General features: G+C 62.3%; 13 protein-coding genes. 3 read left to right on the top strand and 10 right to left on the bottom strand.

Annotated elements, in window-relative coordinates; genetic code table 11:
* Positions 1-250 precede the first annotated feature (250 nt).
* On the bottom strand, positions 251-514 hold the full coding sequence (locus NCS02_RS13760) for a hypothetical protein (RefSeq protein WP_250523198.1): 264 nt from the start codon (positions 512-514) through the stop codon (positions 251-253).
* Between the two features lie 42 nt (positions 515-556).
* On the opposite strand from NCS02_RS13760, the gene flgK reads away from it, so the two are divergent.
* The 3 genes from flgK (at position 557) to NCS02_RS13745 (ending at position 5,255) form a co-directional block, all read left to right on the top strand.
* Complete coding sequence (flgK, locus tag NCS02_RS13755) at positions 557-2,500, top strand: flagellar hook-associated protein FlgK (RefSeq protein ID WP_008352554.1); 1,944 nt, start codon at positions 557-559, stop codon at positions 2,498-2,500.
* 11 nt (positions 2,501-2,511) lie between these two features.
* Positions 2,512-3,747, top strand: coding sequence for a flagellar hook-associated protein FlgL (gene flgL, locus NCS02_RS13750; protein ID WP_034473278.1), 1,236 nt, complete (start codon positions 2,512-2,514; stop codon positions 3,745-3,747).
* Between the two features lie 542 nt (positions 3,748-4,289).
* Entirely contained in the window at positions 4,290-5,255 is a 966-nt protein-coding gene (locus NCS02_RS13745) for an LAPAL motif-containing putative phage structural protein (protein WP_235366282.1), read from the top strand.
* 3 nt (positions 5,256-5,258) lie between these two features.
* On the opposite strand, the gene fliR is transcribed toward NCS02_RS13745, so the two are convergent.
* The 9 genes from fliR to NCS02_RS13700 form a co-directional block, all read right to left on the bottom strand.
* The gene (gene fliR / locus NCS02_RS13740; RefSeq protein ID WP_008352560.1) at positions 5,259-6,050 is read right to left on the bottom strand and encodes a flagellar biosynthetic protein FliR; all 792 of its coding nucleotides are present in this window, start codon (positions 6,048-6,050) and stop codon (positions 5,259-5,261) included.
* A 10-nt stretch (positions 6,051-6,060) separates the two neighbouring features.
* Positions 6,061-6,330 carry a flagellar biosynthesis protein FliQ gene (gene fliQ, locus NCS02_RS13735; RefSeq protein WP_008352562.1) on the bottom strand — a complete coding sequence of 90 codons (270 nt, stop codon included), beginning with the start codon at positions 6,328-6,330 and terminating at the stop codon, positions 6,061-6,063.
* Between the two features lie 17 nt (positions 6,331-6,347).
* Positions 6,348-7,118 (bottom strand): flagellar type III secretion system pore protein FliP, encoded by a 771-nt coding sequence (gene fliP, locus NCS02_RS13730; RefSeq protein WP_033536657.1) that lies wholly within the window; start codon positions 7,116-7,118, stop codon positions 6,348-6,350.
* Between the two features lie 245 nt (positions 7,119-7,363).
* The gene (gene fliO / locus NCS02_RS13725) at positions 7,364-7,873 is read right to left on the bottom strand and encodes a flagellar biosynthetic protein FliO (RefSeq protein ID WP_008352567.1); all 510 of its coding nucleotides are present in this window, start codon (positions 7,871-7,873) and stop codon (positions 7,364-7,366) included.
* Positions 7,870-8,301, bottom strand: coding sequence for a flagellar motor switch protein FliN (fliN, locus tag NCS02_RS13720; RefSeq protein WP_008352569.1), 432 nt, complete (start codon positions 8,299-8,301; stop codon positions 7,870-7,872). The genes fliO and fliN overlap by 4 nt, the downstream gene beginning before the upstream one ends.
* Positions 8,294-9,292 carry a flagellar motor switch protein FliM gene (fliM, locus tag NCS02_RS13715; RefSeq protein ID WP_008352571.1) on the bottom strand — a complete coding sequence of 333 codons (999 nt, stop codon included), beginning with the start codon at positions 9,290-9,292 and terminating at the stop codon, positions 8,294-8,296. The genes fliN and fliM overlap by 8 nt, the downstream gene beginning before the upstream one ends.
* A 24-nt stretch (positions 9,293-9,316) precedes the next feature.
* Complete coding sequence (gene fliL / locus NCS02_RS13710; RefSeq protein WP_034473275.1) at positions 9,317-9,805, bottom strand: flagellar basal body-associated protein FliL; 489 nt, start codon at positions 9,803-9,805, stop codon at positions 9,317-9,319.
* A 439-nt stretch (positions 9,806-10,244) separates the two neighbouring features.
* Positions 10,245-11,918 carry a long-chain-fatty-acid--CoA ligase gene (locus NCS02_RS13705; protein ID WP_250520843.1) on the bottom strand — a complete coding sequence of 558 codons (1,674 nt, stop codon included), beginning with the start codon at positions 11,916-11,918 and terminating at the stop codon, positions 10,245-10,247.
* Positions 11,919-11,922: 4 nt separating this feature from the next.
* Positions 11,923-12,345 carry a hypothetical protein gene (locus tag NCS02_RS13700; RefSeq protein ID WP_250523197.1) on the bottom strand — a complete coding sequence of 141 codons (423 nt, stop codon included), beginning with the start codon at positions 12,343-12,345 and terminating at the stop codon, positions 11,923-11,925.
* Positions 12,346-12,752 lie beyond the last annotated feature (407 nt).

Genomic DNA, 12,752 nt, shown 5'->3' with positions numbered 1-12,752 from the left:
ACCCGGCGGCAGCGCGTAGCGCTGTGCCGAAGCTCTTTCGTGCTGAACCAGCGTTCACAACGGTTTCGGGCGGCGGACCGTGCGCGAGCCAAGCCCGGTTAGGTGTTTGAGGGCACTCTTTAGGCGAGTGCCGCCTGTGACGAGAGGACTACCCAAATTGCGTGTGACCGCGGGCCTGAAAAGCTGCTTTCTTTGCTTACTTTCTTTGCAGCAGCAAAGAAAGTGAGTGCCGCCCCGCACAGGGGCAACGCTAATAGACCGACGCGAACACGGGATCCGGCGAAACCGGAAGCGAAAGCAAAAGCAAAAGCAAAAGCAAAAGCGAAAAACCAAGGCCAACGAAACAAAATCGAAGAATTAGCCCCAAAAAGGCATGCTCTTCGCGCAATAGCCATTGCGCCACCTCTCCGATAATGGCCCCATCGCAAAAACCGCCCGGGCTTCGGTAAAAGCCAAAACCCAACCCGCAAACGCTCAACTTCCCCGGCAATCGGCCGATATACAAATCAGCCATGCGGCAGCGCTCGATCCAACGCCGCTTCACCAGGATTCACGCATGTCCAATAACATCTTCAGCATTGGTCTTTCCGGTTTGAACGCGGCCCAATGGGGCCTCACGACGACGGGACAGAACATCAGCAACGCCGCGACGCCGGGCTATACGCTCGAGAAAGTCCAATATCAGGAGTCGCCCGGTCAGTTCACCGGCTCGGGCTATCTCGGCAGCGGCGTCCAGGCCGTCACCGTCACGCGCCAGTACAGCCAGTACCTGACGACGCAAGTCAACAACACGCAAGCGTCCAGCAGCGCCGCCAGCACGTATTACTCGCTGATCTCGCAGCTGAACAACCTCGTCGGCGATCCGACTTCCGGCATCTCGAAAGGCATCTCGAATTACTTCTCCGGCCTGCAGTCGGTGGCGAATTCGGCGAACAGTTCCTCCGCGCGCCAGTCGCTGATGAGCAGCGCGCAAACGCTCGCCGATCAGATCAACACGGCAGGCCAGCAATACGACCAACTGCGTCAGAGCGTCAACACGCAACTGACGAGCGCGGTCTCGCAGATCAACAGCTACTCGCAACAGATCGCCGATCTCAACAAGCAGATCAACATCGCCAGCGCGGGCGGCCAGCAGCCGAACCAGTTGCTCGATCAGCGCGATCAGCTCGTCACGAACCTGTCGTCGATGATCGGCGTGCAGGTCGTGCAGTCCGACGGCAACTACAACGTGTTCATCGGCAACGGGCAGCCGCTCGTCGTCGGAGGTACGCAGTACGGGCTGCAAGCCGTGCCGTCGCCGTCCGATCCGAGCGAGCTCACGATCGCCTACCAGAGCAGCAACGGCGCGACGCAGACGGCCGCGAACATGCAGTACCTCGACAACTCGGCGCTGACGGGCGGCACGGTCGGCGGTCTCATCGACTTCCGCACGCAGACGCTCGATCCGGCGCAGGCGCAACTCGGCGCGATCGCGACGAGCTTCGCCAATCAGTTGAACGATCAGAACGCGCTCGGTCTCGACCTCAACGGCCAGGCCGGCGGCAAGCTGTTTTCGACGAGCGATCCGACCGTCATCTCGAACGCGCGCAACAAGGGCACCGGCGTGCCGACGGCGACGATCGCCGATGGCGCACAGCCGCCGACGAACGACTTCACGGTCACGTACGACGGCAGCAAGTACACGGTGACGGACCCGGCAAGCGGCAATACACTCGGCACGATCGATCCGGCGACGGAGACGAACAAGACGATCAACGGCCTGAACATCGACGTGTCGACGCTCAGCGGCGTGCAGAAGGGCGACTCGTTCACGATCCAGCCGACGCGCGGCGCGCTCGACAACTTCAAGCTCACGACGAGCAACGGCGCGGCGATCGCGGCGGCGTCGCCCGCGGTGACGTCGGCGGCGACCACGAACACCGGCACGGCATCGATTTCCTCGGCGACGGTGACGAGCAACACGATGACGTCGGGCATCAACCTGACGTACAGCGCGTCGGCGAACGGCTTTACATCGGATGTCGATGTCACCGTCGGCACGACGACGTACACCGCGGGCACGACGATTCCGTACGACGCGAACAACGGTCTCACGGTCTCGGCGATGGGCGTTTCGGCGACCATCAGCGGCACGCCGAAGGACGGCGACGCGTTCGCGATCGCGCAGAACAAGGGCGGCACGAGCGACGGCAGCAATGCGCTCGCGATGTCGAACCTGGTGTCGGCGAAGTCGCTCAACGGCGGCACGGACACGCTGACGAGTTCGTACTCGAGCTATATCAACAACATCGGCAACCAGACGAATCAGCTCAAGGCGACGAGCACGGCGCAGACCTCGCTCCTCAACCAGGCGACTTCGGCGCAGCAATCGGTGCAGGGCGTGAACCTGAACGAAGAGGCGGCCAACCTGATTCAGTACCAGCAGCTCTATCAAGCGAACAGCAAGGTGATTCAGACCGCCGCGACGCTGTTCCAGTCGCTGCTCGGCATGTTCAACTGAGGCTAAACGCGATGCGTATTTCCAGTTCCCAGTACTTCAACCTGAACGTCGCTTCGATGAGCGACCAGCAAAGTACGCTTTCGTCGATGTATCAGCAGATCTCGTCGGGCAAGCGCCTTCTCACCGCGTCGGACGATCCGCTCGGCGCGGCGCAGGCGGTGCAGCTCACGATGAAAAGCGGCGCGCTCACGCAGTACGGCACGAATCAGACGACGGCGTTGTCCGCGCTGCAGCAGGAAGACGCGACGCTGAGCAGCGTGAGCAGCGCGCTGACGAGCGTGCAGACGCAGATCGTGCATGCGGGCGACGGTTCGCTCACCGATTCGGACCGCACGGCCATCGCGAACACGATTCAGGGTTTGCGCGATCAGCTCTTCAGCCTCGCGAACACCACGGACAGCAACGGCAACTATATTTTCTCGGGACTCAAGGGCGGCACGCAGCCGTACACGAACGACCCGTCGGGCGTCGGCGCGCAGTATTCGGGCGATTACGGCCAGCGCACGGTGCAGATCAGCGAAGGACGGACGATCCCGGTGGGCGACACGGGCGCGTCGATCTTCGGCAGCGTATTGCCGACGGAAAGCGATCCGGTGTCGAGCGCGGCCAGCACGAACACGGGCACCGGGACGATCAGCGGCGTGAGCGTCAACGATACGAGCAACGCGGCCAATGCGAGCACGTACACGATCAAGTTCTCGGTCTCGGCGACGGATGGCTCGACGACCTACTCGGTCACGTCGAACCCGGCGGATTCATCGTTGCCGACGAACGTGGCCTACACGGGCAGCACGGACATCGCGCTTGGCGGCCAGAAGGTGACGATCGACGGCACGCCCGCCGATGGCGACACGTTCTCCGTGGAGCCGGCGGCGTCGGGCAACAACGACATCTTCGCGACGCTCGACAGCCTCGTGAACGCGCTCAAGCAGCCGACGGGATCGCCGGGCGCGCAGGCGGCGCTGACCAACACGCTGACGACGATCGGCACGAAGGTGAGCAACACGTTCAACAACGTGCTGGCGGCGCAGACGGTGGTGGGCGGACGCGAGCAGCAAGTGCAGTCGACGCAGAGCGCAATGCAGACGAGTCAGACGCAGACGGCGAGTGACATCGCGAATCTGACGAGCATCGACCTCGTTTCGTCGATCAGTCAGTACGAGTTGACGCAGAGTTCGCTGCAGGCCGCGCAGATGGCGTTTTCGCAGATTCAGAAGATGTCGTTGTTTGATTACATTCAGGGTTGAGGGCGGCTTTTTTTGCTTTCTGCGTTCTCCCTTCTGCTTTCGCCGGATCCCGTATTCGCGTCGGTCTATTAACGTTGCCCCTGTGCGGGGCGGCACCTACTTTCTTTGCTGCTGCAAAGAAAGTAGGCAAAGAAAGCAGCTTTTCAAGCCCGCGGTCACACGCAATTTGGGTAGTCCCCTCGTCCTCGGTGGCACTCGCCTAAAGAGTGCCCTCATAGAACCAATCGGGCTTGGCTCGCGCACGATCTGCCGCCCGAATACGTTGAGCGCGCTGGTTCAGCACGAAACAGCTTCGGCGCAGCGCTACGCGCTGCCGTTGGGTATGCAAAGGAAGCCAACTCAGATCGAGGTGCGGTAGAAGAGCACGCGAAATGGGACGTTTCGTGTATCTCTATCGTGCGCGCTCAGACATGATGTTGCCGCTCGGCATCGTGAAATGACTCATCCTTGACGAGTCCCGTTGTCGCGTAGTTTCCGCCCCTCGGGCGGCCCTATCGCATGTATGGCGGTGCCCGCCACGGCCCGCTATTCGAGGAGGCTGCGTGGTAACATCCGGTCGACCTGCCAGCCCGCGCGGCAGCGAATCCCAGTATTCCGAACATCACAACGACATGAGCAACCACGAGCGGTTCAACGTCGTATATGACGGCCCTGCACTCGCGGAACATCGAATGGATGTGCGGGACCTTGCGCCCGCGCTCGTGGCCATCGCCGATTTGTTCACGGCAGCGAACAAGGAACTGAACGGCGATTCAGCCGATGTCCGGGTCGAAGTCAAAGGCAGTTTCAAAGCCGGTTCGTTCGAACTCGATCTCATCTTCGTGCAACAACTGCTGGCCCAGATCCGGGATATGTTCGCCGGGTCCAATGCCACGGCAATTTCCAATGCTTATACGATCCTCACCATCCTCGGCCTCATCGGCGGCGGTGGCGGCGTCGTCGGGCTGGCACGCAAGCTGCGCGGACGCCGGCCACACCGAATCGAACAGGTCGGTGAAGTCTCGCATGTGTGGATCACAGAAACGGAGTCCGTCGAGGTCGAGGCCAATGTCGTGCGCCTCTGGCGAAATACCACCGTGCGCTCGAGTCTTAGCAAGACCCTGTCGCCTCTCGAGCGCGAAGGCATATCGAACTTCGGTATCGTGCGCGGCGAGAAAGTGGAACTCATCATCGAAGACGATGAGCTTGCGTCATTTGCATCATCCGACAATGACAGCGGCGAAGTGGTCTCGGACTTCGTTGCGAGAAAAGTCCTGCTGGTGGAATCCGTCGTATTCAAGGACGGAAACAAATGGCGCGTTCACGACGGCCAATATCCTTTTTTCGCCGCATTGGACGACGAAGTATTTCTGAGCAAAGTGAATAGCGGCGAACGCTTTGGAAAAGGCGACGTCCTCGTCGTCGATCTACGCCAAATTCAATCGATCGAAGCTGGCGCGTTGAAAAACGAGTATCGAATCATCAAAGTGCATGAGCATCGGGCGCCCTTGCAGCAGGCGCTTCTTTAGCGACTAAAGCGCCCCCGCAACCCGCCCAATCTGCGCAATCCCCACATCGAAAACCCGCTGAAAAAACGGCATCAGATTCGGCACCATGAGCTGCAACAAAAGCAGCCCGACGAGCATCGTCACCGGAAACCCGACCTGAAATATCCCGATCTGCGGCGCAGCGCGATTCAAAACGCCGAGCGCCAGATTGGCGATAAGCAGCGCCGCCACGATCGGCAACGCCAGCAGCAAGCCCGTCGAAAACACGCTCGCGCCATACCCGACCAACACGCGCCATCCCTGCGCATGCGAAGCCGACGCCACCACATTCGCCTCGATCGGCACGCTCTGAAAAGTCGCCACGAGCGCGCTCATCAACTGCAGATGGCCATCGAAGACGAGAAACGCGAGCATCGCCAGCGTGTTCAGATAGCGCGACACGACCACCGCATTGCCACCCGCGCGCGGATCGTAAAGCGTCGCGAAACCGAGGCCCATCTGCTGCCCGATGAACTCGCCGGCTGCATCGACGGTCGCGAACGCGATCTGCATCACCATGCCGATCGCCGCGCCGATCAGAAACTGATTCACGATGATCCACACGCCCGCCGCCGAAAACACCGTCGCCTGCGGCATCGCGGGCAGCGTCGGCGCGACGATCAGCGAGATGAAGGCCGCAAGCGCGATCTTCACGCGCATCGGAATCGCCATGTGGCTCAGCACGGGCGCGGTGGCGATCAGCGCGAGAATTCGCACGAACGGCCACAGAAACGCCGTGAGCCAGCCGTTCAGCTGCGCATAGGTGACGGAGAACATCGAACGAAACTCAGCCCGTGATCGCAGGCGTGATCGTGAAAACGTGGCGCATGTAGTCGAGCAGCGTCGAGAGCATCCACGGACCGGCGATCACGAGCGTCACCGCCACCGCGATCAGCTTCGGAATGAACGAGAGCGTCGATTCGTTGATCTGGGTGGCCGCCTGGAACAGGCTCACCACGAGACCGACGACGAGCGCGACCAGCAACAAGGGCGCGGCGAGCAACAAGGCGACGTACATCGCCTGATGCGCCATCGTCATGACGGATTCTGGCGTCATTTCAAAGTCTCACGAAATCAGGAAACGAAGCTCTGCGCGAGCGAGCCGATCAGCAACTGCCAGCCATCGACGAGCACGAACAGCATCAGCTTGAACGGCAGCGCGATCGTCGAAGGCGAAACCATCATCATGCCCATCGACATCAGCACGCTCGCCACCACCATGTCGATGATGAGAAACGGAATGAAGATCGTGAAGCCGATCTGGAAACCCGTCTTCAATTCGCTCGTGACGAACGACGGCACGAGCAGCGAAAGCGGCACGTCTTCCGGTCCGTTCATCGGCGCGGCGTGCGAGATGCGCGCAAACAGCGCGAGATCCGATTCGCGCGTCTGCTTCAGCATGAACTGCTTGAAGGGCGCGACGCCGCGCGTCATCGCCTGATCCATCGCGATCTGGCCTTCGGAGAAGGGCTTGTATGCGTCGGTGTAAGCCTTGTCGAGAACCGGCGACATCACGAAGAACGACAGAAACAGCGCGAGGCCGACGAGCACCTGGTTCGGCGGCGTGCTCGTGGTGCCGAGCGCCTGCCGCAACAGCGACAGCACGATGATGATGCGCGTGAAGCTCGTCATCATCAGGACCATCGCGGGCAGGAACGAGAGCATCGTCAGCAGCAGCATCGTCTGCACGCTGAGCGAGTACGTCGTGCCGCCGTTCGGGCCGGGACTCGTGTTGAAGGCGGGCAGCCCCGCCGTGCTTTGCGCGAACGCCAGATACGGCGCGAGGCCGATTGCGACGGGCAGCGCGAGCTTCACGCCGCGCACGATGTTACGACTCACCTGCATTACTTGCTCCCGCCGACGATGCTTGCGAGGGCATCGAGAATGCGCTGACCTTGATGAACGACGAACGTGATGACCATGGAATCCTGCCTCTTTCGATAGCGTGAATTCTCGGCTATCGCGGCATGGGACGATGGGGCGAAAAGAGGGGGAAACCCGCGCCAACTCGTTCTATTGCGAACGTGCGCCGTAAACGCACATCGGGCGCGGTCCTCGCGAACCGCGCCCGATGCATCGGCAAGACTGACTTATTTGCCGGGAGAAACGAACTTCTGGAGCCGCTTGTTCGCTTCGCCGGCGAGGGCGTCGCGAAAGCGCTGCCCGAAGTTGCCCGCCGGCGGCGACGATTGCGCGGGAACGCCGACGCCTTCCACTTCCGCCGAGCCTGCGGGCATCGTGTGCAACAGACGCACGTTGCCAGGACCGGCGCCGAGCACGAGCCACGTATCGCCCACTTCGACGACCGCGACGCGTTCCTTGTTGCCGAGCGATGCGCCGCCCACGACCTTCACGAGACCGCTGCGCTTGCCGCCCTGATAGCCGAACTTGCGCGCGAGCCATGCGCAGCCGAACACGAAGCCGATCACGATCACGAGTCCGAGCAGCGTCTGCAACACCGCGCCGAAACCGAGCGATGGCACCGCGGTGCCCGCGCCGACGCCCGAGGCGATCTGCGCGGCGTGGTTCACCGCGTTCATGTCGGCGGCATGGGCGAAAAGAGGCGCGGCGAAGAGCAGCGCAACGGCCAGGCGTTTCATCGATTCAACTTCCGGATGCGTTCGGACGGCGTGATGATGTCGGTCAGGCGAATGCCGAACTTGTCGTTGACGACGACCACTTCGCCCTGCGCGATGAGGCAGCCGTTCACGAGCACGTCCATCGGTTCGCCGGCGAGGCCGTCCAGTTCCACGACCGAGCCTTGCGCGAGTTGCAGCAGGTTGCGGATCGCGATCTTCGTGCGCCCGAGTTCCACCGTCATCTGCACGGGGATGTCGAGAATCATGTCGATGTCGTTGCGCGTCGACGGCGCCGCGGCCTTCGACAGCGGCTGGAACACGCCCGCGCTCGCGGCCACCGGCGCTTCGTTGCCGTTCTGCTCGGCGAGCGCGCTCGCCCAGTCGTCCAGCATCAGCTCTTCACCTTTTTCCGGCGCGCCGGGCGCGTCGTTCTGCATCAGGTCACTCATATCCACCTTCCTTCATCGTATCGCTCGCGCTGATCATCTTTTGCACGCGCAGCGCGTATTGACCATTAAACATTCCGTAGCCGCATTCCATCACCGGCACGCCGTCCACCTTCGCGACGACCTGCTCCGGAATGTCGATCGGCAGCACATCGCCTACGCGCATGTTCAGAATCTGCTCGAACGACGAGCGGATCTCGGCGAGATCCACCGTCAGTTCCACTTCCGCCGACTGCACTTGCTGCGACAGCACGCGCACCCAGCGGCGGTCCACTTCGAGCGCTTCGCCCTGAATCGGCGAGGAAAGCACGTCGCGGATCGGCTCGATCATCGAGTACGGCATGCAGATGTGCAGCGTGCCGCCCGTCGAGCCGAACTCGATCGTGAACTGCGTCACGATGACGATTTCGTTCGGCGTCGCCACGTTGGCGAACTGCGTGTGCATCTCCGAGCGCATGTATTCGAACTGCAGCGGCTTCACGCTGCGCCACGACGTCGCGTAATGCTCGAACACGAGATTCAGCAGTTTCGCGATGATGCGCTGCTCGGTTTGCGTGAACTCGCGGCCTTCGACGCGTGTATGAAAACGCCCGTCGCCGCCGAAAAGGTTATCGACCACGAAGAACACGAGATTCGGGTCGAACACGAACAGCGACGTGCCGCGCAAGGGCTTCACATGGACCAGGTTCAGATTGGTCGGGATCGGCAGATTGCGCGTGAATTCGCTGTATTTCTGCACCTTCACCGGACCGACGGAAATTTCCGCCGAGCGCCGCATGAAGTTGAAGATGCCCACGCGCATGAGACGCGCGAAGCGGTCGTTGATGATTTCGAGGCCGGGCATCCGGCCGCGGACGATGCGTTCCTGCGTCGCAATGTTGTACGGACGTACGCCGGCGGGCTTTTTCTCGTCAGCTTCCTGATCGATCTCGCCGGTGACGCCCTTGAGGAGGGCATCGACCTCCTCCTGCGACATGAACTCTTCGTGGCCCATGACTCTTTACTCGCTGATCCGGCGTTACTGAACGACGAATTCGGTGAACAGCACTTCCTCGACGCGCACCGGTTTCTCCGCCGTGCTCGCCGCGGTTTCGACCGACGCGCGCAGTTCGTTGGCAAGCTGCTTCTTGCCGTCGACGGTCGCGAGATCGTCCGGGCGCTTGCCGGAAAGCAGAAGCAGCACATGGCTGCGGACTTCCGGCATGTGCTCGGTGACGAGCAACTGGACCTTTTCGTCCTTCAGCTTGAGCGTGAGGCCGGCGCGGAGATAGTGCATGGCGCCGTCGTCCGACTGGAGATTCACCGTCAGCGATTCGAGCGGGAAGAACACGGGCGGCGGCTCCGGCGCCGGCTTGGCCGGACCATGATTCTTCCCGACGAAGAAGTACGCGCCACCGGCGCCCGCGCCGAGCAGCACGATCGCGCCGACGGCGATGATCAGGATCTTTTTGAGCTTCCCGCCTTTCGCGGGAACGATGGGTTGCTGGTTTGCGGTCGTGGTAGCCATGAAAATGCGTGCCTCTTTCGATAGGGTGAATTGTTGGCTATCGCGGTGTAAAGCGATGGGTCGAACAGAGGGGGGTTTTCTGGCTATTCCGTTCGATTGCTCCGGGCCTGCGCGGACCCGCTCTTCGATACCTATCTCGGCTTTTCGGACGGAAAACTTGAGGCCGGCGCGGGCATTGCGCCCGCGCGGGGAAAGAAAAGGGAAGGGAGAGCTCGGCGCAGTGGCGCGCCGGGGAACCGCTCAGAAGCGGTAATTCAGCGCGGCGAAAGCCGATCGAAGCCTTCCACGGCGATTCGGCCGGCGCGCTCGCGCTTCCTGCGTGTGCGGCGTTAGCGGCGGCGCGTCGTCGGCGCGGGCATGGCGTGCGAGCGCCAGCATGGCCACCGCCGCAACCTCTTTCGTCGAAACGAATTGCTTCACGTCTTTCTTCCTTCCGCGCTCACGCGGTTCCATCGCGCAGTTCCCTGCGCAAAACCTTTCCGATATTGCTCTTGGGCAGACTCTCGCGGAACTCGACTGCCTTGGGCCGCTTGTAGCCCGTCAGGCGCTCCTTGCAATGCGCGATCAGATCGGCCTCGGTGAGGGCCGGGTCGCGCCGCACGACGAAAATCTTCACGGACTCGCCGGAATGACGGTCGGGCACGCCGACCGCCGCCGCCTCGAACACGCCGGGATGCGCGGCGACCACGTCCTCGATCTCGTTCGGATAGACGTTGAAGCCCGAGACCAGGATCATGTCTTTCTTGCGATCGACGATCTTCAGGAAGCCGTGTTCATCCACCACGGCGATATCGCCCGACTTGAAGAAGCCGTCGGCCGTCATGACGTGCGCCGTCTCGTCCGGACGATTCCAGTAGCCCGCCATGACCTGTGGCCCGCGAATGCACAACTCGCCGGGTTCGCCGGGCGCGGCTTCGTTGCCTGCGTCATCGCGGATCGAAACTTCCGTCGACGGCAGCGGCAAGCCGATCGTGCCGCCACGCTGCGTCGAGTCCGCCGGGTTGCAAGTCACGCACGCGGTCGTCTCGGTCAGGCCGTAGCCTTCGATGATCGGCACGCCCGTCTTTTCGAGCCAGCGCTGCGCCACGGCCTGCTGCACCGGCGCACCGCCGCCGACAGCCGCGAAGAGTCGCGAGCAATCGAGCTGCGCGAAATCCGGGTGATCGAGCATCGCGTTGTAGAGCGTGTTCACCGCCGGGAACATCGTGATGCGATAGCGCCGCAGCGTCCGGATCATGCCGCCGATGTCGCGCGGATTCGGGATCAGCACGCCCAATGCGCCGGTCTGGATCGTCAGCAGTCCGCACGCCGTCAGCGCGAAGACGTGATAGAGCGGCAACGCGATGGCCGTCGTGAGTTGTCCGGACGTGGGCCGCTGCGCGCGGGCCGGTTCGAGCCACGCCTGCGTCTGCAGCATGTTGGCGATCAGACTGCGATGCGGCAGCACGGCGCCCTTCGCCACGCCCGTCGTGCCGCCCGTGTACTGCAGAAGGGCGATGTCGTCCGGCTGCTGCTCGACCGGCGTGAACGCCATGTGCCTGCCGCGGGCGAGCGCCGCGTTGAACGCCGTGTGGCCGGGCAGGTTCCATGCGGGCACCAGCTTTTTGACATGCCGCGCGACGAAGTTCACGAGGCATCCTTTCGCGCCGAGCAAGTCGCCCAGCGTCGCGACGACTACGTGTCTGATGGTCGTCTCGTGCACGACCGCTTGCAGCGTTGCCGCGAAGTTGTCGAGCAGGATGATCGCTTCGGCGCCGCTGTCCTTCAGCTGATGTTCGAGCTCACGCGGCGTGTAGAGCGGATTCACGTTCACGACGACGTAGCCCGCGCGCAGGATCGCCGCGAGCGCGACCGGATATTGCAGCACGTTGGGCATCATGATCGCGACGCGCGCGCCTTTGCGCAGGCCGGTCGACTGCAGCCACGCGGCGAGGTCGCGCGAAAGCGCGTCGAGCTTCGCGTAACTGATGGACGCTCCCATGCACGCGAACGCCGGTTTCCCGGCGTAAAGGCGGAAGCTCTGCTCGAGCAGGTCGGTGACGGAGCGGTATCGGTCGGATTCGATCTCGGCAGGCACGCCGGATGGATACGATGCAAGCCAGGTTTTGTTCATGAAGTCATGTGGTTGTTGTTGTAAGAAATGCGCGCGCGGGCCACGTCGGCCTCAGAACTTCGCGCCGAACTGGAGATAGACGCTTGGAATGCCGCCCGGCGCGATCGCGTAGCCGAGATACGCCGGGCCGAGCGGTCGTCGCGCCGACGAACACGCTGAGGCTCTTCTTCAGATCGCCCATGCGAAGTGCGCTGCGCTCGAACGTTGCGTTGCCGGCTTCGGCCATCGTGCCGAGATACACGTCGTTCACCGCCGTTCCGTTCGGCGACGCCACGCGAAACTGGTACGTCAGCTGGCTGTAGAACACGTAGTTCCCGGAGAACTGATTGACGCCATACGCCGCCAGATGTCGGAAGCCGCCGAGCGAGAACAGCAGGAAGTTGGATCCCCAGCTCTTTTCCGCCGGGTTCACGCGCGGGCGGTTCACGCCGTCCTCGTGGACGAATTCGTGCGAGACGCTCTTGAAGTAGCCGCTCGTTTCGAGGCGCGCGAGGCGTTCGTTGATTTCGTGCGCGTCGTAGGCATCGCCTTCGTTGAGATCCAGCGCCCGCCGGACATAGTCGCAAAGCCAGCGCGATCCGCGGCCGGGACTTGGGCGCGGCGTCGATTACGGGCGATGACGAACCTCGGGCGAAGGCGTCGGAAAAAGGGACGTGCAGGCAGAAAGCCAGCAGCAGTGAAACGAATGCGCGCATGACAAAGCGTCGCGCATGTTGCTGCGCGGCGGCAAAGGAGACGAGTCGCGCAGATTCTAGGAGCGCCCTTCAGACCGCCATCAGAGGAATACTAAATGTTGCATTCATGCTGTGTCCTGTCTCAGGACAATGCCGAGAC

Origin of the sequence: Caballeronia sp. NCF2 (assembly GCF_023631205.1) — a bacterium.
GTDB lineage: Bacteria > Pseudomonadota > Gammaproteobacteria > Burkholderiales > Burkholderiaceae > Caballeronia > Caballeronia zhejiangensis.
The sequence above is the reverse complement of the archived record's forward strand: the minus strand, read 5'-3'. Positions and strand labels throughout refer to the sequence as shown.